The sequence below is a fragment of the Flavihumibacter rivuli genome (assembly GCF_018595685.2).
In the GTDB taxonomy this organism is placed as follows: Bacteria; Bacteroidota; Bacteroidia; order Chitinophagales; family Chitinophagaceae; genus Flavihumibacter; species Flavihumibacter rivuli.
In genome coordinates this window covers 108,054-131,101 of sequence record NZ_CP092334.1, presented here as the reverse complement: position 1 = coordinate 131,101, position 23,048 = coordinate 108,054, and the positions used below count along the sequence as shown (strand labels likewise).

Sequence of the window (23,048 nt, the reverse complement as noted above, 5' to 3'; positions counted from 1 at the left end):
CAGCTGCCAGTAGAAAGGGAATAGCAGGTAATCCAGCTATTCCCTTTTCAAACTTAAATGGGCAGGCTCATTAAAAGTATTGCAGCCACAAACGATCCCCGGATCCCCACAACACTATTATAAACTTCAGGGAACCAGTCCTGCCGGCAGCCGGTAAGGGAAATCTCGTCACCCCTTCCCCCAATGACATTTGCTGCTTCGCTAATAATCGGCCATAACTATCATACACGCACACCTGTACCAACTCCCTGTACCTACCTGCAATGACAAGTTGCTTGCCTGATGGTTCATCCACCAGCCAGGCCTTGCCATATCTTTGATATTCCATTGGTACAGGAATAATGGGGCCGTATACATTATTCCCATTTTCCTGCCGGATGCCTACCCTTAAGCGGATATTACCCAGTCCCTCAGGTAAAAGGAACTCATATATGCGCTTACCACCCGAAGCCACCATACTATCCAGGCTCCCCCTTACAACTGACTGAAACATTTCTTCCAGGAAGACCATGTCACCCATTTCAGCTTCAAGTTCAACCCTTAACCACCATCGTCCGCTGCGCTTTTGCCAGGAATAACCATGGAATACCACGGGTAATGGATTGGCAAACAATGTTGAACTGGCCAGAGTATAATATCCTGAAGGAATGGGGATAGTGGTGCGCCATTGGCTTGTAACTGAACCTGAAGCAAGGGCAGCGCCGGTGACGGCAATATTCCCCAGGTCAGACCAAATACCGGATTGCAATCCTGCTACCCTTAAACTGGCCAGTTCGTTTACACCACCACTCCATTCATGATCAAATGAAAGGGCAACTACCGCATCTGCTCCTGCACTTCCCTTTATCTCCCAATACTCATTACTTGATATGTGGTCTAGCCCCGGACCTATACTACCTCCCAAACCATCCGGATCCTTACGCCAATAGGTAACCGAGAAATCACCCATGGCCTCCTTTACCATCAGCCAACGTTGCTTTCCATCCTTACCCACCGGAAACAAAAAAGCATCTTTGTTCAATCCTTTCTTTTGCAGCGGCCCCTCAATATAGGACTGGTCACTGGCAGAATCCACCAACACTTTGGCATTGGCCTCCAGGGCCAGGATCGCACCCTGTGAAGTAGTTACCACTCCCCTTTCCAGGTGTAACTGATAGGGCAGGCTAAGAGGAGAAACCAACCTTACACCAGCCATGTTCCTAACCTTCAGGATCACACTATCCTTCCACTCCCCCCTGCAATCCAATAGTTGCGGCTTAACCCCACTAAGGAAAATGGTACCTGTTTGACCCAGTTGATTGGTCTCATTCAAGGAGCCCTTATACTGCAGCAGGTTTCCCTTAAGACTGATCACAGAAGACCGGTTACCGCTAGCCAGGTTGAGGACCGGACCAGACAATTCCATATTACCCCCGACGAACAAGGTATCGCTGAAATGGAGGGAGAAACTAACGCCCTCCCCTAATATAAAATTTCCCCTGACCAATGCCTGGTTGGTTCCTGTTGAAGAATAACTGGTAATACCTGTAGCTCCTCCTGCAATGAGTTCAAGGGAGCCAAATACCCGGCCACTAAGGGAAATGGTGGAAGCCGCATCTGTATTCGCCATGGTAAATACTCCCATTTCAGTACCGGGAAGGCGGCTCAACCTGGAAACCAACTCCGCGTGCCCTGTACGGCTTTGGTGAATATACCTCCCCCCATCATTGATCCGGATAGAATCACCGATCCTAATGGAATAACCCGATGCGCTACCGGAAGCATTCCTGAAAACAGCCCCGTTTTCCAATACCAATGAGTAACCACTTCCCGTAACTGAAAAGCCCCTTGGCTCCAGGCTGCCGGTTGCGCTACTGATCGTATTGGAAGCAGGCAAAACCAACTCAATTACATTACCCTGAGACGGGGCAATGGTAAGTGAAGCAATACTGACTGCTGTATTCGGAAGCACAACCACAAACCCTACAGGCACATAAGCATTATCCAGGATAACCTGCTCCCCGGGAACAGGTACCAGGCCCGATTCCCAGTTGCCTGGGTCAGCCCAGGAGTTATTACCAGAAAGGCCTGTCCACCTCTTTTGGGCTATTGCCATCTGGAAGATAAGCAAGCCCAACAATCCCACACCCCATTTCATACACTCCTATTTGTTGCCTAAACTAGAACGGAAAGGGTTAGTGGACAAGGGACACCATTGATTCAGGTGAATAAACGGAAGAAAAGACAGTGAAAGAACGGTTGGTAGGTTGAAAGCCAGTTCTTATGACAAGAGAGATAAAAGCAAATAAAAAACCCCTTTCGGATGGAAAGGGGCCTTCTTGCAAGAAGTGATATTGTTAAAGAAGGATTACTTCTTCAGGCTATCAACTTTAGCAGCAGCTGAATCTACAACAGCAGAAACAGCAGAATCAACTTTAGCAGCAGCAGTGTCTACAGCAGCAGCAGCAGAATCAACAGCAACAGCAGCAGAATCAACAGCAGCTTCAGTAGTTTCAGCAGCATTGTTACAAGCAGCGAAGATGGCAGCAATAGCCATGATAGCGAATACCTTTTTCATTGTTCGAATTGTTTTGATGTTTTTTAGACGGGTGCAAAGGTATAAGCTTATTTGAAATATGCAAGTAACCAGCTGCTTTTTTTTAACAATTTCTATTTCTTTCGGAAGAATATCCTAACCGGCACCCCACTGAAATTGAACTGCTCCCTGAGCTTGTTTTCCAGGTAGTTACGGTATGGGGTCTTGATATCATCCGGGTAATTACAGAAAAAGGCAAAAGACGGCACCACGGTAGGCAACTGGGTTACATATTTGATACTCACAGGATTACCCCGAACTACCGGGGGATGGTATGCAGCGATGGCCTTCAACATGGTCTCATTCAGCTGCGAGGTCGGTATCTTTTGTTGGCGGTTATCATACACTTCCAGGGCAATTTCAATGGCCTTGAATATCCTGAGCTTTTCTTTAGCAGAGATAAAAATTACCGGAACGTCCGTAAAGGGGGCCAACCGGGTCTTCAATATCTTCTCATAGTCCCTGGCAGTATTGGTTTCCTTCTCCACCAGGTCCCATTTGTTCACCAGGATTACCACCCCTTTCCCTTTTCGGGCTGCTAGGCTGAAGATGCTGAGGTCCTGGGCTGTTATTCCCTTTTCCGCATCCAGTATCAGCAAACAAACATCGGCCTCATCCATAGCCTTGATGGCACGGATCACGGAGTAAAACTCCAGGTCTTCATGCACCTTTTGTTTCCTCCTGATACCAGCAGTATCGATCAACACAAATTCCTTCTGGAAAAGATTGTAATGGGTATGGATGGTATCCCTGGTAGTACCGGCGATATCACTGACGATGGTACGCTCCTGCCCCACCAGGGCATTCAATAAGGACGATTTTCCAACATTAGGCTGGCCGATGATCGCGAATTTGGGAATGGCCTTATCGCCTTCCTTTGCTTCCTGCTCATCTGTAATGGGCTCAATAACGGCATCCAAAAGTTCACCTGAACCACTTCCACTGATCGCGGAAATAAAGAATACCTTCTCAAAACCAAGGCTATAGAATTCAGCTGCCTCTAAAAGCCGCTCATGGTTATCTACCTTGTTCACGGCAAGGTATACAGGCTTGGTAGTGCGCCTGAGCACATCTGCCATCGATTCATCCAGATCGGTAACCCCCGTGGCGGTATCCGTCATAAATATCAGGGCATCGGCTTCATCCAGGGCGATCAACACCTGCTTCTTGATCTCCTGCTCAAAAATATCATCACTCTTTGGCACAAATCCACCTGTGTCAATAACGTTGAAGGTCTTTCCACCCCACTCGGCCACACCATATTGGCGGTCTCGCGTCACCCCACTGACATCATCAACAATTGCCTTCCTTTGTTCCAGCAAACGATTGAAAAAAGTACTCTTCCCCACATTGGGCCTTCCCACTATCGCAACGGTATATCCTGCCATAACAAAATATTTTAGAATTAAATCCGGTATTACCCGTAAAAGCCTGAGCTTGTTTTATTAAATATCCCTGTTTCTATTTCCCTCACCTGCCCCCATCAACCATTGTAACCATACTCCTTGAGGTGCAGGTCATTATCCCTCCACTTGGGACGCACTTTCACAAAGAGTTCCAGGAAAACCTTCTGGCCAAGGAATTTCTCAATTTCCTTCCTTGCCCTCGTTCCCAATTCCTTGATCATTTTGCCCCGTTCCCCCAGGATGATACCCTTCTGGGTATCCCGCTGTACTATTATATCAGCCTGGATCTTGATCAGGGTCGACTTTTCCTTGAACTCCTGAACCAGCACTGCCGTATGGTAGGGGATCTCATCCTGGTAAAGCTGGTAAACCTGCTCCCTGATCAACTCACCCACAAAAAATCGGGTAGGCAGGTCCGTTAGGTTTTCTTCATCAAAGAAGGGCTCCCCTTCCGGAAGGTAAGACAGCACTTTTTGCAAAAGCTCATCAAGCCCATGCTTGTTAAGTGCAGAGACCGCTACCATATCCTTCACATAGGCCTTTCCGGTAAAGTAGGCCTTTACTTCTTCCAGGCGGGCACTTGTAGCGCTATCGATCTTATTGATCACCAATACTGCCGGAACTTTCAGGCGAAGGGAGCTGAAAATGCCATCACTCTCCTCCAGGTTATCATTCACATCCACCAATAAAAGGGCAAGGTCGGCGTCTTCCAGGGCACTCTTAACGGCCTGCATCATACGCTCGTGCAACTTGTATTTGGGTTCGATGATTCCGGGAGTATCAGAAAAAATGACCTGGTAACCGGGTTCAGAAAGGATACCCTTGATCCTGTGGCGGGTGGTTTGCACTTTCGGTGATACAATGGCCAGTTTCTCACCTAAAAAGGCGTTCAGCAAAGTGCTTTTACCAGCATTGGGCTTACCGAAAATATTGACGAAACCTACCTTCATCGCTTATCAATTTAAGGCAACACGGTTTACGCCAAAGAAATACAGGAGGTAATCAGATTCCAATGCGCAGAACGGCTGCCTGCATGAGAATAAAAAAAGGGGACTTTTTTGGGTCCCCCTTGCTTGTTGCGAAGGGAGGGATCGAACCTCCGACCTTCGGGTTATGAGCCCGACGAGCTACCGCTGCTCTACTTCGCGATTTGGATTGCAAAGGTAATACGCTATACTTTCCCTCCCAAAAAAATTTTGAACTATTTCGTTAAGGAAAGCCCAAAGCCCCGATTGGCGGGGCTTTGGGCTTGCATATTTTTTATTTGCCTATATGACTATCCGTCCTTCCTGGAAATACTGCTGGCGCCACTCGACTTCATATCCCTGATCACGCCCGGTCCTTTGTACTTGATATCACTGGCCCCGCTGGCCTTTACTTTCATCTCCTTGTTCACGGTAATGTACACGGAAGAAGCACCACTGGCATCAACATCAAGATAATCCGTAACCAGGTCATATCCTTTCAGGGAGCTTGCCCCACTGGCACTAAGGTTGATATTCCCAACGCTGCCCTTCAACTTGATATCACTGGCACCCGATACATCTACATTAAGCTCCTTGCATTCCAGCTCCCCTTCAATATCACTGGCTCCGCTCAGGTCAACAACCAGCTTGTCCGTCTTGACCTTCCCCATCAGTTTTACATCACAGGCGCCATCTGCCTTGATAAGGTTTATCTCCCGTACGGAAATATATGCCTTCAATCGCTTGTTTCCCCTCCAATCTGTCCAGCCCTTGGCATCAAACCATACATGCAATACACCATCCTTCACCTCTGTCCTTATCCGGTCCCTGCTGGATTCATCCGAAGCACTTACCGCAACGGCATTCTCCTCCCCCTGTGATATATAGGTATCAATGGCACTGGAGACCTTTACCCCTGTAAAACTCCCAACCTGCCTCAGCTTTGCATTGCTATCGTTAATGATGAACTTTTGCGCCTGCATGGACACTGCCACTAACAGCGACAGCCCTAGTACAATAATCTTTTTCATTGCTATTCGCTTATTGTTGAATACTCTTTTACTTACTGGATGATTTGACACTACCACCACTGCTGGTTTTCAGGTTCCTGATCACGCCACCTCCCTTGTATTGAACCAATCCGCCACTGCTGGCATCGGCACTCAACTCCTTCGTTACGGTGATCTTCACTGAGCCCCCACTGCTGGCATCAGCCTTGCAATTTACACTCGACAGGTCATATCCCCTGAAGATAGCCCCGCTGCTTGCATCTACGGTCAAGTCATCCACACTGCCGGATAAATCGGAAATAGCACCACTACTGTTATCCACCTTCATTACCTTACCCTTGAAACTACCGGTAAGGATAGCACCTGAACTCACATCCACATCAAGCTGGTTGAAATTGATCACCCCGCTCACCTTCACGTCCGCACCGGAACTAGCAACCAGTTTATTGATCTCCTTAACCGACACATAGGCCTTGAACTTGGTATTATTTCTCCACTTCCAATCCCATCCATTGTTATCTATGTAGATCTTCAATACGCCCCCTTCAACCTCGGTCTTGATCTTACCGAGATGCTCGGGCTTGTTACAGCTAACCGCAACGGCATCATTATCCCCCTGCTGGATCAACAGTTCGATCCCACTAGACACCTTCACACCTGTAAACCCACCTACCTTGCGTTCTACCGCATTGGCATCCTTTACTGTAGTTGCCTGGGCAAAGACCCCTGTTGAAACGATGATGGCCGCTATCGCCAAAAACACTTTTTTCATAAAATTCAGTTTGTTTTAAGGTGTGACGGATGAGGATACAAGAATGTTACAGGAATTTTTAAAAATGCCCTTAATTTCGTTCCCTTATTACGGCCGTAATCAACAATCAGATTCCTCGGGGTGCTGAAAGCGGGTAAAACCGCCCAGGCTGAGATGATACCCGTAGAACCTGAACAGGGTAATGCCTGCGCAGGGAAGGTGGACTTTTTATTGCTCTCCTTTTGCTTTCGCAGCATTTCTCTCAAATCATTTTTTTCAATTCAACAAGGTGTAAACATGAAAAAATTGCTTTTGGGGATCTGCTTCTCTTTATTGATTTCCCCATTATTGGCGCAAACCCGCCAGGTTAAGGTAACCGACAAATCCAATGGCCAGCCACTGGAAGGTGTAAGTATTGAACTCCCCAATGGACAGGTGGTACTCACCGACAAAAACGGCCTGGCTTCCATTCCTGAAAAGACCCCAAGCTTTATCCTGACAGCAATTGGCTATAAGTCAACCCAGGGCAGGTCGACGGCAGACCTGACCGCCATCCAGTTAGAAAGGCAAAACCTATTCCTTCAGCCAGTGGAGGTGAAAGCAACAAGGGCCAGTGAACAGGCCCCTTTTGCCAAGACCAATATCAGCCAGAAGGAGATCAGCAAACAAAACCTTGGTCAGGATATCCCCTTCCTGCTTAACCAGACGCCTAGTGTGGTAGTGAGTTCGGATGCAGGTAATGGGGTGGGCTATACCGGTATCAGGATCAGGGGAACAGACGCAACCCGCATCAATGTCACCTTGAACGGGATACCCTACAATGATGCCGAAAGCCAGGGTGTTTTCTTTGTTAACCTTCCAGATTTTGCTTCCTCCGTTAGCAGTGTCCAGGTCCAGAGGGGCGTTGGCACCTCCAGTAATGGCGCAGGGGCGTTCGGGGCCACCCTTTCCATGAGCACTAACGAGTTCAGGGAAGAAGCCTATGCAGAATTCAACAATAGCTATGGCTCTTTCAACACCTGGAAAAACACCATAAAGGCTGGAAGCGGGCTCATCAGCGATCATTTCACCATTGATGCAAGGCTTTCCCGCATCAGTAGTGACGGGTACATTGACAGGGCCAGCAGCGACCTCAAATCCTTTTACCTTTCTACTGCCTATCTTTCAGGCAAGTCTTCCTTAAGACTGAATGTTTTCTCCGGGAAGGAAAAGACCTACCAGGCCTGGTATGGTATTCCCCAGTCTGAAGTGGGCAATTGCCGCACCTGCAATATCGCAGGCACCGAAAGGCCTGGTGAGCCCTACGATAATGAAACAGACAACTACCAGCAGGACCATTACCAACTGTTCTTTAACCATAGCGCATCCGAGAAGCTTAGTTTTAATATTGCCACATTCCTCACCAGGGGAAGGGGTTATTATGAGCAATACAAGGCCGATGAGGGCTTTGGGAAATACGGCCTGCAGCCTGTTACAGTAGGAAATGAGACCATAACCAGTACAGACCTGATCCGGCAACTATGGCTTGATAACTACTATTACGGAACAATTTATAGCCTGCAGTACAAGCACAAAAAAACACAGCTGACCTTTGGGGGTGGCTACAACAGGTATGATGGGCAGCATTACGGCAAAGTGATCTGGGGAAAGATCGGGGTACCTGACAACCACAAATGGTATGATCTTGATGCCCTGAAGACTGATTTCTCGGTGTATGGGAAATGGCAACAGCAACTTGGTGAAAAATGGGAAAGTTTTGTTGACCTCCAACTACGCAATGTCCGCTATGATATTGAAGGATTCCGTGATAACCCTACCCTTGCCACGGACAACAGGTACAATTTCTTCAATCCCAAATTGGGCATCAGCTACCGCCATAAGAACTGGAGTGCCTACGCCTCATTTGGCGTTGCGAACAAGGAACCCAACAGGGATGATTTTGAAGCGGGCGCCACCCAGCAGCCAAGGCATGAAACCCTCTATGATGTTGAACTAGGATTGGAAAAGAAGACCTCAACCTATACCCTTGGCGCCAATCTTTTCTACATGCATTACCGTGATCAACTGGTATTAACAGGCAAAGTGAATGATGTTGGGGCCTATACCCGCACCAATATCCCCAAGAGCTACAGATTGGGCGTAGAGCTACAGGCATCAGCCAAACTCACCAGTTGGATGAAACTGGCAGCCAACCTCACGTTAAGCGAAAATAAGGTGATCGATTTCACAGAATTCCTGGACGATTATGACAACGGTGGGCAAAAAGAAGTCAACTATAACAAATCGGATATAGCATTCTCTCCGGCTGTAGTAGGAGGGGCAACACTTTACATTTACCCGGTCTCCAATGCAGAAATTGCCGTGATCAGCAAATATGTAGGCCGTCAATATCTTGACAATACAGGAAAGGCAGAGCGAAGCCTGGACCCGTATTACGTACAAGATTTGCGCCTCAGCTATACCCTTAGCCGCAAACTGGCAAGGGAGGTCAATTTCATCTTCCAGGTGAACAACCTCTTCAACAAACTCTACGAACCGAACGGTTATACTTTCAGCTACATCTATAACAACCTAATGACAACCGAAAACTATGTTTATCCCATGGCAGGTATCAACTGGATGGCAGGTTTGAACATCAGGTTATAAGATAAAAACCCGCTGGCTTTGCTCCAGCGGGTTTTTCTTTACAATAAGAAGAAGCAGAACAAGCCAGGCGGGCCGGTCACTTCATCACAAGCGTGTAATATTTATTTTGCGGCACCAAACTTATCCTGCCAGGCAAGCATACCTCCCTCCAGGTTCTTGGTGTTGGTGAAACCCATCGCCTCAAGGAACAGGCAAGCGGTAAGGCTACGCTTACCACTCCTGCAATGGATGATTAACTCCTCATTCTTAAGGTCTTCCAGATCATCAATCTGCATGGCCTGGATCTTTCCCAGGGGTATCAATTTAGCGCCAATATTGAACTCGGCATACTCTTCCGGCTCGCGAACATCAATTACATTCAATTTTTCTCCGGCATCCATCCTTGCCTTAAGTTCTTCAACAGTAATATTTTCCATTAGCTGGGTGGTTTATTATTAATAATTGTTTTCCTGAACTGGGGTGGCAAGGGAATCGATCCGGGTTGGCTTTTGTGTACTGAGCCAAACATCGATCATTTGTCCAGGCCTGATCCGGTTTACGGTCCTGTCTGAAGTAAACCTCTCCGGGCTCTGCCGGTAAATATAAGCAGTTGCCGTATCCCTTACATCGGCATCCAGTACCTGTGCCCCAAAACTAATACCGGTGGATTCCAATAAGACTTTCGCTTCCGCATGGGTCATTCCAAAAAGATCCGGAACCGACATATCAACATTTGCCAGTCCACTTCCCAGGACCAACGCAATGGAACTTCCCATAGGCAATTTGGTTCCTGGCTTTACATCCTGGCCATTATACAACTGTGTAAGCACAGAATTCTTCGCAAAATCAGGGCGATAAGTAGTGTCCCCCATTTTCAAACCAAATTGTTTCAGTACAATGGCCGCATTCCTCACGCTCATACCCACCAGGTTGGGCATCACCACATCCGGAGGCACAGCCCTGTTCACCGTAAGGTAAACCGTACGGTTAACCTTCACCGATGCATCAGATTCTGGAAACTGCTTGATGATCGCCAGGGGAGCAAGGGTATCGCGGTAAACTGAATCCTGGATCACCACTTCAAACCCTTTTTCTTCCAGCGTTTTCCGGGCTTCTTCCAGGGACTTCCCGGTAACACTGGGCACCACCACTACATCCCCGTGTTTGGTAAGGAATTCGAGTGACCCGAAAAAGATCAGGATCAATGCGGCCATTAACCCGAAGGCGAAAAGGATATTGACCCAAAGTGGCTTTTTTGTGATAAATGCAAACACGTATCAGATTTTTATGGTAAGGATATGGATTCCAAAGAAAACAAAAATTATTTAAGGGCCAAGGCCTCATCTATCAAAGCCGAATAGAAGTCCTTTAGGGTCCAGCCCATTGCCCTCACCTGCTGGGGCACAATGCTGGCTTCACTTTGTCCGGGTACAGTGTTTATTTCCAGCATATAAGGCTCCCCTTTAGCCTCATTGTAAATAAAGTCGATCCTTACCACACCCCGGCAATTGAATACCTCATAAACTCTTTTTGCGGCAGACCTGACTTTCTCCGCGATGGACTCATCCACCACGGCGGGGGTGATCTCTTCACTCAATCCCTGGTATTTGGCTTCGAAATCAAAGAACTCCTTCTTACTGATCACCTCCGTGAACGGAAGGGTCATGATCTTGCCTCCTGTTTTGAATACCCCGATCGTAAATTCCCTGCCGGAAATGAACTCTTCCACCAAAACCTGGTCATCTTCATTAAAGGCCTTGCGCAGGGCTTCTGCCATATCTTCGGCCTTATTCACCTTGCTCATACCAATGCTGCTACCCCCATTATTGGGCTTTACAAACACCGGCAATTGCAATTGTGACGCAACTTGCAAGGGATCGACCGGTGTATGGCGGAAAAGGTGGAGGGAACGTGCCACATTGATTCCTGAAAAAGCAGCTACTGCTACCGTATAACGCTTATTGAAAGTTAGTGCGGAAGTGGCGGCATCGCAACTGGTATAGGGGATACCCAACATATCGAAATAGCCTTGCAGTTTCCCGTCTTCTCCCGGCGTACCATGGATCCCGATCAATACTGCATCAAAAGTCACCTTATTGCCAGCAACAGTAAGCGAAAAGTCATTACGGTCTACCCCTGTCGTTTGACCATCACCGGTAGTATGCCACCAGCCATCCTTCCTGATATCGATCTTATACACCTCATACTTGTCCTTGTCAATATTATTCTCGATCGTAATAGCACTCTTGTAGGAGATCTCCGCTTCCCCGGAGTACCCGCCGGTTAGGAAGGCGATAACAGGTTTTTTGCTCATCGTAAAACTGTACTTTGTTGATTTGGGTCATCAAATTTCAAGGTATAGACCCAAGGCTCAAAATAATTCATAAAAAAAGGTGAAGGATTGGCTTCCTTCACCCGTTATCCGACGGGAAATATCACCCGCCTGCTAGAAGTAGCTTACGCTACTAGTAAAACTTTTCTGTGTTGTTAAGTTAAGGAATAAATCCTTATGCCCAACAATTTTTTATGGCCATTACAGGTGCAATTTCTCTTTCTTGGCCATCAGTTCTTCAACGGTTTCCTGGTACATTTCATCCGGTACACAGCAGTCTACCGGGCATACAGCCGCACACTGGGGTTCCTCATGAAAGCCCTGGCACTCGGTACACTTATTCGGTACAATGTAATAGGTATCTACACTGATAGGGGAATTGCGCTGGTCTGCATCAATCACCGTTCCATCCATCAGGGTAAAGCCTCCCTTTACAGAAGTGCCATCACTGAGGGCCCACTCAACCCCACCTTCATAAATAGCATTATTGGGACATTCGGGCTCGCAGGCACCGCAATTGATACATTCTTCGGTTATTTTGATTGCCATGGATGCAAATTTTTAATGGGTATGATATAAGTTAACTTTGCACGCAAATTTATAGGGACATGTTGAATTTACAACACCGGATCGATTTATTGGTTCAACTGGGCGAACATATTGAAAATAATCCTATTGAATGGCAGGAAACCAAACTGAAGGCCCAGGCGGCCAATGGCTGGTTCACCCCCGAATTCATTGACCTTGCGGCCAACAATATCGTCCGTAATTTCCTGCAGGCAGACAAGCTGGCCGGTTTCGCCAAAGCCTATAATGTCCCGGACACCCCTTCGGAACCCCGAAACGTCGGGATCGTAATGGCCGGAAATATCCCCCTGGTTGGTTTTCACGATTGGCTTTGCGTGTTCCTCAGTGGCCACCGGGCAACCGTCAAGCTTTCCTCCAAGGACGATGTACTTTTCAAATACCTGATCAGGTACCTCTACCAAAAGGAAGTAACCCTCCAAAACCTGGTTTCATTTGCCGATTCCCTCAAAGGCTGTGAGGCCTATATTGCCACCGGCAGCGACAATACGGCCCGGTATTTCGATTACTACTTTAGCAAATATCCCTCCATCATCCGTCGCAACAGGAGCTCGGTGGCAATTTTGGATGGCACCGAAACAAGTAAGGAACTGGAGCTCCTGGCAGATGACACCCACCAGTATTTTGGCCTGGGCTGCAGGAATGTGACCAAGCTATACGTGCCCAAAAACTATGATTTTGTTCCCCTATTGGAGGCCATGAAGAAATACCTCCATTTCTTCGAACACAATAAGTATAAGAACAATTACGATTACCAATTGGCCATTCACCTGTTGAACAACCAGTTCTACATGACCAATGGGTCCGTGTTATTGATAGAGAACCCGGCGATCTTTTCTGCTATCGGGCAGATCCATTATGAGTTTTATGAAGACAGGAAAGCAGTGGAAGTAAACCTTAAAGGCAATGAAACTGTTCAATGTATCGTAGGCCATGGACAGATCCCCTTCGGCGGGGCACAGTGTCCCGAACTGGGTGATTTTGCTGATGGGGTAGACACCATGGCATTTTTGCAGTCGCTCTAAGGATGGCTGACAACTTGCTAATAATCATTAACTTTAGCTTAGCATCTACGAAGACCTTAGTAAAACATATGTTAAACTGGGATCAGTAGAAACTGAAAACTTGTCGCCTTTATTAAATTGTGGTGGTAAGGCATAAGCTTTGACAGAAATTACAAAAAGAAAAAGAACAGGAATATGAAACTACAACAGATTGTTCCCGTTATCCTGATCAGCGCAGCTACATCCGTAGGTAGCATGTGGGCCTATAACAAGTTTGCAGGAAATAATCTGACCCCTTATACCAATGCAGAGGCAGGTAGTAAGATACCGGCAAACTATGCAGGGCTTTTTGATGGTGTTAATGGGTCCCCAACCGATTTCCAGCAGGCAGCAGCATCCTCCATTCCCGCTACCGTACACATTAAGACCAAGGCAACCAGGACTGCCAGCAATAACCTGCCCAGGAGAAGTCCGTTGTTTGATCTGTTTGGGTTCGACTGGGATGAGGACATGTCCCCCAGGACCCTGCCCCAAATGGCCTCCGGCTCCGGTGCGATCATTAGTGATGATGGCTATATCGTTACCAATAACCACGTAGTGGATGGTGCGGATGAGATCACCGTTACCATGAGCGATAAGAAGTCCTACAAGGCCAAACTGGTAGGGGCCGACCCCAGCAGTGACCTGGCCGTTATTAAGATCGAAGCCAAAGACTTGCCCTTCCTGCTTTACGGCAACTCCGATGAGGTACAAGTAGGTCAATGGGTACTGGCCATTGGTTATCCCCTTAACCTGGAAACCACCGTTACTGCAGGTATTGTTAGTGCCAAAGGACGGACCCTCGAGATCAATAAAAGGCAAAGCCGAACCCCCATTGAGTCATTTATCCAAACCGATGCAGCAGTGAACCCTGGCAATAGCGGCGGACCGCTGGTCAACACAGCTGGTCAACTGATCGGTATCAACTCAGCCATCGCTTCTCCCACCGGTTCCTACGCGGGGTATTCCTTCACCATCCCGGTGAACATCGTAAAGAAGATCGTGGCCGACCTGATGAAATTCGGCACCGTACAAAGGGCATACCTGGGCATTAATTACGCCCCCGATAACCTTAGCGATGAGATCAAAAAAGAACAAGGCATCAAGGAGGGGGAAGGCGTGTTTGTTTTGGATGTTACCAAGGACGGTGCTGCAGCAGCCGGTGGCATCAAGAAAGGCGACTTCATTACCCGCATCAACAATGTGCCCGTAAAGAGCGGTGCTGAGATGGTAGGGCAGATTGCTACTTACCGCCCCGGCGATAAGGTGAAGATCGGTTACAGGCGCGATGGAAAGGACTTTATCAGTGAAGTGGTATTGCGTAACAGCAGTGGAACCACAGAAGTGGTAAAATCAAGTGTCCTGGATAAGTTAGGAGCCGACCTGGCGACCATCGATGGAAAACTGGCCAAGGAACTGGGAGTAAAAGGCGGTGTGATCGTGAGGGGCATTGACGACAAAGGTGCCTTCAGCAAAACAAGGATGGAAGAAGGCTTTGTGATCCTGAAGGTGAATGGCAAGGATGTTTCCACCGTTGAACAATTCCGCGCTGAATTGGAAAAGGCGGGATCTTCGGTTACCCTCGATGGTATGTATCCCGGCTATGAAGGCGTTTTCCGCTACCCCATGCGACTCACTGAATAATATTACAGATGCTTACAATAGAAAAAGCTGCCTTTTTGGGCAGCTTTTTTATTTCGGTTTACCTGCAAGTTTACTTCTTTACGAAGACCCTGAAATCCCAGGCGCCCAAACGGTAATTCATGTGCCCGGAGAAGTCCTGGGGGGAGTCCCCAAATGCATTACGGTATTGCCCTTTTACCAGGTCGTCCTGGATGGTAAAATTGACCCCATCTTCCGGCGAAAGGTTTAGCAGCACCAATACCTCGGCATCCCCATTCTTGCGGAGGAAGGCGAATATCCGGTCATTAGCCGATGTTTTTAACCTGTAGGTACGGGCAGCAGGATCGCCTGCCCTGAGTGCGGGATGGGTCTTATGCAGGGTCAGTAGGGTCCTATAAAATCCTTCCAGGGCATAGGTCCCGTTCCATTCAATCGGGTCCTTCTCAAAAAACTTCAGGCGCTTCTTATTGGGTAATTCCTGTCCGGAATAAAGCATGGGTATACCGTTCCAGGTGCAGCTAAAAACAGCAAGGGACCTGGCCATATCACCATACTTTTCATATTCTGTGCCATTCCAACTGTTTTCATCATGGTTGCTGGTAAAGAAAGTGCGGAAAGAACTGGGCAAAAAGCTGGTTTCATACTTATCCAGCAAACTATCCAGGCCGGCAATGGTCGTTTTCTTTTTGTAGTAATCAGCGGTCTTATGCATCCATTCCCAGGTATAGGTGGCATCAAAAGCCTCATGGTAGTTGGCCTCTTCACATTCAGCCAGCCAGAACAATTTCTTCTCCTTATCCAAACTGGACCGGGCTGTTTTCCAGAAATCCAGGGGCACCAGCATAGCCATATCACACCGGAATCCATCAATATCACACTCCTTCACCCAAAAACGCATGGCCTCGATCATGTCACTTCTCATATTGGGGTTGGAATAATCCAGGTCGATCACATCATCCCAGCCATTCCGGTCATAGAACTCCCCTTTCTCATTCTTCTTGAAATAATCAGGATGGGTCCTGGTCCAGGTATGGCCCCAGCCGGTATGGTTAGCCACCCAGTCAATAATGACCTTGAACCCCAATTGATGGGCTTCCTCAACCAATGCCTTGAAGTCGGCAACCGTTCCGTATTCTGGGTTGGTGGAGGTATAATCTGAACAAGCATAATAGCTGCCGAGGGTACCCTTGCGTTTCTCAGTAGCGATAGGGGTAATGGGCATGAACCATAGCACTTCCACCCCCATCTTCCTCAACCTGGGCATCTCCCTGGTAAAGGCCTTGAAATTGCCTTCACGGGTATATTGCCTGAGGTTGACCTCATAGATGTTTGTTGAATAACTCCAATCAACGGGTTTGAATTGATCCTGTTCCATGCTTGATGGGGGTTGTTGAATCGGTCCCTGGGCCGAAACTTGTGATAAAGATGCCCCCAAGGCAAGGGCAAGGGAAAAAACTTTCAAAGGCTGAAACATGCAGTAGCTATTTCTGTGAAAATACCGAAAAACTGCTTTGCAAGCCTGAAGTCCAAACTAACTACCTTTGCAGTTGTTAGTTCCGGAAAGAAAAAAAGATCGAAATGAAGCAATTTGAGGTACCCGCCTTTTACAGAAGCCCATTGATCAGTGCCATCAAGCAAAAGCGCAAACAGGAAGACCGCCTGAAAAAGGACTTCTCCCCCACCCTGATCGATTTTGGGACCTTAAAGATTTACCTCGCCAGGCATTTCGGTTTTTGCTATGGAGTAGAGAACGCCATTGAGATCGCTTTCAGGACGGTTGAGGAAAATCCCGGCAAGAATATCTACCTGCTGAGTGAAATGATCCATAACCCCCAGGTAAACGCTGACCTGCAGGCCTATGGGGTTAAGTTCCTGCAGGATACCTACGGCAACCAACTCATCCCCTTTGAATCAGTGGGCAAGGACGATATCGTTTTGATACCGGCCTTTGGCACTACACTTGATATTGAGCAGGTACTGCGAGACAAGGGAATCACCATTGAAAAATACAACACCACCTGTCCTTTCGTTGAAAAGGTTTGGAACAGGAGTGAGCAGATCGCCCGGAAGGGTTATAGCATCGTTATACATGGCAAACCCAGGCATGAAGAGACAAGGGCCACCTTCTCCCACGCCAGCGCACATGCCCCGTCCGTTGTGGTGAATGATATGACCGAGGCCGTGGAACTGGCCGCCTATATCAGGAAGCAAAAACCTGCGGAACAATTCTATGATGAATTCAAGGGCAGGCATTCCCATGGCTTTGACATCAACAAAGACCTGGACCGTTTCGGGGTAGTAAACCAAACTACCCAACTGGCTTCAGACACCCAGGCCATTGCCGATTACCTCAAGCAAGTTGTGATGGAACATTACGGTCTCGACAACACCACGATTGCAGAACGTTTTGCCGACACCAGGGACACCCTCTGTTACGCCACCAGCGACAACCAGACCGCTGTGATTGGAATGCTGGAAACCCCTGCCGACCTGGCCATTGTCATTGGCGGCTATAATTCCTCCAATACCACCCACCTGGTGGAATTGTGCGAAACAAAGTTACCCACCTTCTTTATTGACCACGAAGACAGGATCCTCTCCGCCAGCGAGATCCATCATTTTAACTACCATACAAAAGAAGAATTAGTTTCCTTGGACTTTCTCCCCAAAAAGGAGAATATTACCATCCTGATCACCAGTGGCGCTTCCTGCCCGGATGCCAGGGTTGAGGGCGTGATTGAAAAAATTAAAATACTATGTAAGTTGAATGATTAAAATACAATTGTAATCTTTGGCTTACCCTTAAATCTTAAAATGGGTTAAAACACCTATCTTATCTAATTAGATTTGATTGTACTTTGGGAACCAAATGATACAACTTGCTCATAACTTACAAGCTGTTCAGCTAATTTTCATTACGCTAAGTGCATTGATTTGCCTTAAATATTGCAAGGATAAAACTACCATAGAATATAAGTATATAAGGCCTTACTTATTGATAGATGTCACATTAACAACCTTTATAGTAATTTTCAACTATTCAAGGTACTACGGAAAATACTTCTATCTTGTAGGGTTCTTGTTCAATGTAGCTGAAATCTTTTTATTAGCGAATTATATTGGCAAATTAGTAAACAAGAGTATTTCCTTACTTTTTATTGTTTCTACTTCAACAATTCTTGGAATAATTTCCCATATTCTTACTGATGACTTTATCAATCTTCCTAGTCTTTATATCAACATCATTTTAATATATTTCGGTATTGCATATTTCAAGGGCTTATTTTTCACAAAAAAGTATTTTGAAATAACTCAATGTTCACATTTTTGGATTGTCATGGGAATATTTTTGTGCAATGCAGCCTCCCTGCCTACGTGGATTGTTGGGACCCTTATTTTATTTGAAAAAGGATGGCCATTGCAGGGCACTATAGGAATGTTGTTTTTTTCGGTCTATTTAATACTCAGTATGTTTATGCAAATACTTTTTATAAAAGGATTCTTATGCAAATCTCATACGAATCAGCCCTTATTCTAACCATATCGACTTGCATCTTATTGATTGCAGGCATGTTGGTATTTATTGCCTACATTGTCAGGCTTTATTCGCAACGACAATTAGAGTTCAAAACTAATCTTCAAATGATTGAAAATGAATTTCAATCACAAATTCTAAGGACAAGGATAGAGGTGCAGGAGGAAACTATTAATAATGTAGCCAAGGAAATTCACGACAATGTTAATCAAGCATTAACCTTCTCGAAATTAAACTTGAACCTCCTTAATTATCAAGATTTAAATGGGGTTAAAACAAAGATATCATACACTTCTGATTTGATAACAGAAGCCATTTCATCTTTGAGTAACCTTTCAAAAAGTTTGAATGCAGACTTTTTGAAAGATATAGGCCTGGTGAGTGCCCTTGAAATGGAAGTTGATAAAGTAAACAGGATGGAAGAATGTAAAGCCGTACTTAAGATAAATGGCACTCATTTTCAATTATCCTTTGAGAAAGAACTTGTAATATTCCGAATAACCCAAGAGGCAATTAGAAATGCTATATCTCATGGCCAAGCTAAACAAATAACAATACAAATAGTCTACCATCATGGCGTAACAATAGAAATCACGGATAACGGGAAGGGGTTTGATACAAGCGTATCAAAAAATCAATCAAAAACCCAACACCAAGGATTGATTAATATGAAAAAAAGAGCTTCAATAATTGGTGCACATATCGAAATACTTTCCAAACCACAGGAAGGGACTCTGATAAAACTCGAAATACCTAGTTAGGCAATTGGATTTTAATCGATCAACTTATTTCTCATCCCATACATAATCAAACCAGCAATTGTTTTGGCTCCCACTTTGGTCTTCATGTTTTGACGGATGGTTTCAATTGTCCTTGGGCTCAAGAAAACCTCCTTGGAAATCTCTTCCGTGGTCTTGTCTTCTGCCAGTAATTTCAGGATCTTGATCTCCTTTTCCGAAAACTTTACGGGATTGGGATAAAACTGCCTAACCGTTCTTTTGGTCTGGAGTTTGGATAATACGGCTTTATTGACCAAGTCATTGAAATAGAAGTCATCGTTCATGCAAGTAAGGATGGCCTGGTAGATCTCCTCGGGGTCGGTGGTCTTGGTCAGGTAGGCATTGGCCCCCATTTCCATCATCTTGGTGATCATCTCCTGGTCGTCATACATGGTCAGGACAATGATCCGGACATCATCATATTCCTTGCGCAGCAAGGCAATGGCATTCACCCCGTCCACCTCCGGCATCCGGATATCCATCAGGAGTACATCCGGCTTCTTGAGCTGCATCTTATGCATCAGGTCCTTACCATCTTCGGCTTCCCAAAGGATCTTCAGGTAGTCCTTGCCTTTCAGGGCCATCTTAATGCCATCCCGGAATATCTTATGATCATCCGCAATGGAAACTTTGATTGTCAATTCAGCACTCATAGGTTTGGGTAATATTATAGGGTTATCGTCCCAATGGGTTGATGATAAACGTCTTGGTTGGCCAAAATCGTACTTTTTCGAAAAATAATTCAGGATTTTCCCTCCTTAACCACGAAAAAACGCGAACACATTAGAACTCCCTCAAATTTGAAGCCATAGATCCAGGCCTTTCTCATAAGCAGTCCCATAAAGCTACCAGGTAAACTACCGTTAATCTACGAGGAAACGGTTGAAAATTTACGAAAACAGCGTGTGGAAAATACGAAATTTTAAACGTATTTTTACTCGATTTTAGTTCGTAAACTTACGATGAAATTTCTCGTAAATGCCCTACAGAACTGAATTATAGCCAAATTAACACAATTCCGGGAAGAAATGGCCCATTGATGCTGGTTTTTTTTTGGGGGTTATTCACGTTCTGAAAACCAACCATTTCTTCTTACTAAAACTTACTACTATGATGCAAAATGAACTCTTGACCCAAAACCTGGCCGCCGTAGGCGAAGAGATCGGCGCAGAATTGGGAGCCAAGATGGTTAAGGACTTCCAAGATCAAAATCCAATTGAAACTAAAGCCTACTTCATCGGTAGAAATATTATCGAACAGATTCTAAATCAACCAGGTTGTGTAGGTATAAGGTTTTATAATGCCCTTAATGAAGCCGGACAAAAGACTTTGGTTTATGTGGGTATTGATTCTAATGAAAATATCATTTCTGAATACAAAGTAATTAATGATCAAGGTCAACTTGAAACTGTTAACGCCATTGTAGCTGATCGATCCAAGCAATGGGATACAGAAACTAGCACTACATGGAGCTGGTTTCAATAATTAAGATTGATTTAGAATTATTTAAACACTTTATTATATTTGGGTCATATACCCTAAAAAGTGTTTAAATTAATAACCTTAATTTCAATTTTCTCTTCTTTATTACCCTTACTACTCCTGATAGTTTTCCATAAACAAAAACTATCGGGACTGGTGAGGGTAATATTTTTCTATGCATTTTTTTCCTTTTTAAATGACCTAGCCTCTCTTTATTTACCTAGATATGTTTTTTTTAAAGACATCTCAACCGATTCTCTGCTTATTGCTTTATTTACATTAGTTGAGTTTAGTGTTTTTGGTATTATTTATTATAGTATTCTCCTTAAAAGAACTTCTAAGAGGATATTTCTTGGGTTAATAATAGTATACATTACTTTTTTTCTTTATTACTTCCTAAGAACATTGTTATCTTCCGAATCTCTTGAAACTTTCAACTCTCATACTCTTACCCTGAGTGCTATAATACTTATCATTAGTTCAATAATCTACCTTTTTGAACAAATTCAGAAGCAAGAGGTAGTGTTTATATATTCCCAATACGAATTCTGGATAGTAATTGGAATAATGATATACTTTTCGGGCACTTTCTTTCTTTTCCTTCAATACTATGAATTATCCCCAAACGAACAAAGCAACTTTTGGATAATCAACTTAATTTGTAACATATTGAAAAACATTAGTTTATTTATAGCTTGCTATTTATCGCTATCTAATCAAGTAAATTCAAAAAATCGTTTATTTACTGAAAACAATTCCACATTGGAGAATAATTACACAACTAACCCCTTCCAATAAAATGTTTTTATTACAGGCAACCTCTCAAGGTGGGAATGTTTCTATGGTACTTTTCTTCGGTACCATCGGAATGCTTGCTCTTACCATTGGGCTGATCGTGTTCATCATATTCCACCAACGCCGGGTAATTAAATACCAGATGACCTTGCAGCACATGGAACAGGAGCAGCAGAAAATGTTGCTGAACGCCTCCATCCGCCTGCAGGAAGAGGAAAGACAGCGCATTGCGGCCGACCTGCATGATGATGCCGGCCCCTTGTTGGCTACGGCCAGGTTATACCTGAATGAAAACCTGGTGAACCTGGACAAGACCACGCAGCTCCAAAGCATTTACAATGCCAAGCAGATCATCGATGACACGATCCAGCTGATCAGGAATATTTCCCATAGCCTGATGCCACCCACCTTGAAAAACTTCGGCCTGGAATCCGCTGTGAACGACCTTTTCCAAAAGATCAGCGGCTCCGGTTCCATCAATGCCAGCTGTCGTTTTCATGATTACAGGGAACGCCTGCAAACCGATAATGAACTGATCGTCTTCCGGATCGTGCAGGAACTGGTCAATAATATCCTGAAGCACAGCAACGCCAGCTTTATCCACCTTACCCAGAATACCAACGGCAATAAATTCTACCTCCGCCTGCACCATGACGGAAAAGGCATTACCCAGGCCGATTTTGAAAGGATGAATAAAAGCTCTGCAGGCCTCGGGCTCAAGAATATACAAAGCCGTTTAAAGGTATTACAAGGCAGGATCTTCTTCGAAAAGGATCCCTCCCAAACCTATTACAAGGTGACCATTGAACTGAACCGGGAGGAAAATCATTGATCCCTCTTGCCCTCTAAGACCTATTCCTTAATTTTAGGCTTCCAAGGCACCCAACACCTATGAGAGTAATCAAAGTAGCCATTGCTGACGACCATAAGATATTCCGGAAAGGCGTGATCCTTTCCCTAAGACCTTTCACCAATATCAAGTTTGTGCAGGAAGCCGAAAATGGCCAGGAACTTATTGATGGATTGGCGGATTCTGACCCGGAAGTCATCCTGATGGACCTTCGCATGCCCCAGAAAGACGGCATTGAGACCACCAAACAGATAGCCAAACAGTTTCCTAATATTCATATCATTGTACTGACCATGTTTGAGGATGAGCGATTTGTCAGCCACCTCATGGAGATCGGCGCCAATGGATACCTGCTCAAGAGTGCAGATCCTTCTGAGATCCGAAGGGCAATAATGGAAGTGAGCGAAAAAGGGTATTACCTCAACAATTTCGTTAACCGGATCCTCCTCAAGAAATCACATACCAAACAAAAAGCTATCCCGAGCCTGAACAGTGAGGTTACCCTTACCGACAGGGAAAGGGATGTGATCAAATACATCTGCATGGAATTTACAGCGCAGGAGATTGCCCAAAAGATGGAGGTGAGCACGCGTACCGTTGAAGCCATAAAAGACCGGCTGATGGAGCGCTTTGGTACCAAGAATACAGCCGGACTGGTATTTTACGCAGTAAAGAATAACCTGATCGACTAA

Annotated in this window: 20 protein-coding genes, 1 tRNA gene and 1 riboswitch; of the genes, 8 read left to right on the top strand and 13 right to left on the bottom strand. The window is 45.6% G+C overall.

Annotation, left to right across the window (positions count from 1 at the left end):
* Positions 1-70 precede the first annotated feature (70 nt).
* The 7 genes from KJS94_RS00570 to KJS94_RS00540 form a co-directional block, all read right to left on the bottom strand.
* Entirely contained in the window at positions 71-2,137 is a 2,067-nt protein-coding gene (locus KJS94_RS00570) for a hypothetical protein (protein ID WP_214446816.1), read from the bottom strand.
* A 210-nt stretch (positions 2,138-2,347) separates the two neighbouring features.
* Positions 2,348-2,557, bottom strand: coding sequence for a hypothetical protein (locus tag KJS94_RS00565; protein WP_214446815.1), 210 nt, complete (start codon positions 2,555-2,557; stop codon positions 2,348-2,350).
* 92 nt (positions 2,558-2,649) lie between these two features.
* Entirely contained in the window at positions 2,650-3,963 is a 1,314-nt protein-coding gene (gene der, locus KJS94_RS00560) for a ribosome biogenesis GTPase Der (protein ID WP_214446814.1), read from the bottom strand.
* 95 nt (positions 3,964-4,058) lie between these two features.
* On the bottom strand, positions 4,059-4,931 hold the full coding sequence (gene era, locus KJS94_RS00555) for a GTPase Era (protein WP_214446813.1): 873 nt from the start codon (positions 4,929-4,931) through the stop codon (positions 4,059-4,061).
* A 126-nt stretch (positions 4,932-5,057) separates the two neighbouring features.
* A tRNA-Met gene (locus KJS94_RS00550) sits at positions 5,058-5,129 on the bottom strand.
* Between the two features lie 128 nt (positions 5,130-5,257).
* A complete protein-coding gene (locus KJS94_RS00545; RefSeq protein WP_214446812.1) occupies positions 5,258-5,977 on the bottom strand; it encodes a head GIN domain-containing protein in 720 nt (239 codons plus the stop codon).
* A 28-nt stretch (positions 5,978-6,005) separates the two neighbouring features.
* Positions 6,006-6,728 (bottom strand): head GIN domain-containing protein, encoded by a 723-nt coding sequence (locus KJS94_RS00540; RefSeq protein ID WP_214446811.1) that lies wholly within the window; start codon positions 6,726-6,728, stop codon positions 6,006-6,008.
* Between the two features lie 106 nt (positions 6,729-6,834).
* Positions 6,835-6,941, top strand: a riboswitch (TPP riboswitch).
* A 63-nt stretch (positions 6,942-7,004) separates the two neighbouring features.
* Between KJS94_RS00540 and KJS94_RS00535 the strand changes: the two genes are divergently transcribed.
* Entirely contained in the window at positions 7,005-9,353 is a 2,349-nt protein-coding gene (locus KJS94_RS00535) for a TonB-dependent receptor (protein WP_214446810.1), read from the top strand.
* 101 nt (positions 9,354-9,454) lie between these two features.
* On the opposite strand, the gene KJS94_RS00530 is transcribed toward KJS94_RS00535, so the two are convergent.
* The 4 genes from KJS94_RS00530 to KJS94_RS00515 all read right to left on the bottom strand — a co-directional run bounded on the left by KJS94_RS00530 (position 9,455) and on the right by KJS94_RS00515 (position 12,213).
* Positions 9,455-9,769 carry a rhodanese-like domain-containing protein gene (locus KJS94_RS00530; RefSeq protein ID WP_214446809.1) on the bottom strand — a complete coding sequence of 105 codons (315 nt, stop codon included), beginning with the start codon at positions 9,767-9,769 and terminating at the stop codon, positions 9,455-9,457.
* Positions 9,770-9,787: 18 nt separating this feature from the next.
* Positions 9,788-10,606: a PASTA domain-containing protein gene (locus KJS94_RS00525; RefSeq protein WP_239804232.1), complete on the bottom strand. Its 819-nt coding sequence runs from the start codon at positions 10,604-10,606 to the stop codon at positions 9,788-9,790.
* 47 nt (positions 10,607-10,653) lie between these two features.
* Complete coding sequence (locus KJS94_RS00520; protein ID WP_214446808.1) at positions 10,654-11,646, bottom strand: D-alanine--D-alanine ligase; 993 nt, start codon at positions 11,644-11,646, stop codon at positions 10,654-10,656.
* 219 nt (positions 11,647-11,865) lie between these two features.
* The gene (locus tag KJS94_RS00515) at positions 11,866-12,213 is read right to left on the bottom strand and encodes a 4Fe-4S dicluster domain-containing protein (protein ID WP_214446807.1); all 348 of its coding nucleotides are present in this window, start codon (positions 12,211-12,213) and stop codon (positions 11,866-11,868) included.
* Between the two features lie 59 nt (positions 12,214-12,272).
* Between KJS94_RS00515 and KJS94_RS00510 the strand changes: the two genes are divergently transcribed.
* Together KJS94_RS00510 and KJS94_RS00505 are read left to right on the top strand one after the other, a co-directional pair.
* Positions 12,273-13,274 carry an acyl-CoA reductase gene (locus KJS94_RS00510; protein WP_239804231.1) on the top strand — a complete coding sequence of 334 codons (1,002 nt, stop codon included), beginning with the start codon at positions 12,273-12,275 and terminating at the stop codon, positions 13,272-13,274.
* 174 nt (positions 13,275-13,448) lie between these two features.
* Positions 13,449-14,936, top strand: a complete 1,488-nt coding sequence (locus tag KJS94_RS00505; RefSeq protein ID WP_214446806.1) for a trypsin-like peptidase domain-containing protein — start codon at positions 13,449-13,451, stop codon at positions 14,934-14,936.
* A 70-nt stretch (positions 14,937-15,006) separates the two neighbouring features.
* Here the strand turns inward: KJS94_RS00505 and KJS94_RS00500 are convergent, their stop codons facing one another.
* Positions 15,007-16,290 (bottom strand): alpha-amylase family glycosyl hydrolase, encoded by a 1,284-nt coding sequence (locus KJS94_RS00500; RefSeq protein ID WP_239804230.1) that lies wholly within the window; start codon positions 16,288-16,290, stop codon positions 15,007-15,009.
* A gap of 203 nt (positions 16,291-16,493) precedes the next feature.
* On the opposite strand from KJS94_RS00500, the gene KJS94_RS00495 reads away from it, so the two are divergent.
* Together KJS94_RS00495 and KJS94_RS00490 are read left to right on the top strand one after the other, a co-directional pair.
* Positions 16,494-17,690: a 4-hydroxy-3-methylbut-2-enyl diphosphate reductase gene (locus KJS94_RS00495; protein WP_214446804.1), complete on the top strand. Its 1,197-nt coding sequence runs from the start codon at positions 16,494-16,496 to the stop codon at positions 17,688-17,690.
* A gap of 867 nt (positions 17,691-18,557) precedes the next feature.
* A complete protein-coding gene (locus KJS94_RS00490) occupies positions 18,558-19,211 on the top strand; it encodes a sensor histidine kinase (protein ID WP_214446803.1) in 654 nt (217 codons plus the stop codon).
* A gap of 11 nt (positions 19,212-19,222) precedes the next feature.
* Here the strand turns inward: KJS94_RS00490 and KJS94_RS00485 are convergent, their stop codons facing one another.
* Positions 19,223-19,882: a response regulator transcription factor gene (locus KJS94_RS00485; protein WP_214446802.1), complete on the bottom strand. Its 660-nt coding sequence runs from the start codon at positions 19,880-19,882 to the stop codon at positions 19,223-19,225.
* A 457-nt stretch (positions 19,883-20,339) separates the two neighbouring features.
* Between KJS94_RS00485 and KJS94_RS00480 the strand changes: the two genes are divergently transcribed.
* The 3 genes from KJS94_RS00480 to KJS94_RS00470 all read left to right on the top strand — a co-directional run bounded on the left by KJS94_RS00480 (position 20,340) and on the right by KJS94_RS00470 (position 23,048).
* Entirely contained in the window at positions 20,340-20,714 is a 375-nt protein-coding gene (locus tag KJS94_RS00480; protein WP_214446801.1) for a hypothetical protein, read from the top strand.
* A gap of 838 nt (positions 20,715-21,552) precedes the next feature.
* Positions 21,553-22,338, top strand: coding sequence for a sensor histidine kinase (locus KJS94_RS00475; protein ID WP_239804229.1), 786 nt, complete (start codon positions 21,553-21,555; stop codon positions 22,336-22,338).
* Positions 22,339-22,397: 59 nt separating this feature from the next.
* Entirely contained in the window at positions 22,398-23,048 is a 651-nt protein-coding gene (locus tag KJS94_RS00470; protein WP_214446799.1) for a response regulator transcription factor, read from the top strand.

Excerpts from the sequence above, each read along its gene's own strand:
- KJS94_RS00570 (WP_214446816.1), bottom strand. The coding sequence starts at position 2,137 with ATGAAATGGGGTGTGGGATTGTTGGGCTTGCTTATCTTCCAGATGGCA.
- KJS94_RS00565 (WP_214446815.1), bottom strand. The coding sequence starts at position 2,557 with ATGAAAAAGGTATTCGCTATCATGGCTATTGCTGCCATCTTCGCTGCT.
- der (WP_214446814.1), bottom strand. The coding sequence starts at position 3,963 with ATGGCAGGATATACCGTTGCGATAGTGGGAAGGCCCAATGTGGGGAAG.
- era (WP_214446813.1), bottom strand. The coding sequence starts at position 4,931 with ATGAAGGTAGGTTTCGTCAATATTTTCGGTAAGCCCAATGCTGGTAAA.
- KJS94_RS00545 (WP_214446812.1), bottom strand. The coding sequence starts at position 5,977 with ATGAAAAAGATTATTGTACTAGGGCTGTCGCTGTTAGTGGCAGTGTCC.
- KJS94_RS00540 (WP_214446811.1), bottom strand. The coding sequence starts at position 6,728 with ATGAAAAAAGTGTTTTTGGCGATAGCGGCCATCATCGTTTCAACAGGG.
- KJS94_RS00535 (WP_214446810.1), top strand. The coding sequence starts at position 7,005 with ATGAAAAAATTGCTTTTGGGGATCTGCTTCTCTTTATTGATTTCCCCA.
- KJS94_RS00530 (WP_214446809.1), bottom strand. The coding sequence starts at position 9,769 with ATGGAAAATATTACTGTTGAAGAACTTAAGGCAAGGATGGATGCCGGA.
- KJS94_RS00520 (WP_214446808.1), bottom strand. The coding sequence starts at position 11,646 with ATGAGCAAAAAACCTGTTATCGCCTTCCTAACCGGCGGGTACTCCGGG.
- KJS94_RS00515 (WP_214446807.1), bottom strand. The coding sequence starts at position 12,213 with ATGGCAATCAAAATAACCGAAGAATGTATCAATTGCGGTGCCTGCGAG.
- KJS94_RS00510 (WP_239804231.1), top strand. The coding sequence starts at position 12,273 with ATGTTGAATTTACAACACCGGATCGATTTATTGGTTCAACTGGGCGAA.
- KJS94_RS00505 (WP_214446806.1), top strand. The coding sequence starts at position 13,449 with ATGAAACTACAACAGATTGTTCCCGTTATCCTGATCAGCGCAGCTACA.
- KJS94_RS00500 (WP_239804230.1), bottom strand. The coding sequence starts at position 16,290 with ATGGAACAGGATCAATTCAAACCCGTTGATTGGAGTTATTCAACAAAC.
- KJS94_RS00495 (WP_214446804.1), top strand. The coding sequence starts at position 16,494 with ATGAAGCAATTTGAGGTACCCGCCTTTTACAGAAGCCCATTGATCAGT.
- KJS94_RS00490 (WP_214446803.1), top strand. The coding sequence starts at position 18,558 with ATGATTGAAAATGAATTTCAATCACAAATTCTAAGGACAAGGATAGAG.
- KJS94_RS00485 (WP_214446802.1), bottom strand. The coding sequence starts at position 19,882 with ATGAGTGCTGAATTGACAATCAAAGTTTCCATTGCGGATGATCATAAG.
- KJS94_RS00480 (WP_214446801.1), top strand. The coding sequence starts at position 20,340 with ATGATGCAAAATGAACTCTTGACCCAAAACCTGGCCGCCGTAGGCGAA.
- KJS94_RS00475 (WP_239804229.1), top strand. The coding sequence starts at position 21,553 with ATGGTACTTTTCTTCGGTACCATCGGAATGCTTGCTCTTACCATTGGG.
- KJS94_RS00470 (WP_214446799.1), top strand. The coding sequence starts at position 22,398 with ATGAGAGTAATCAAAGTAGCCATTGCTGACGACCATAAGATATTCCGG.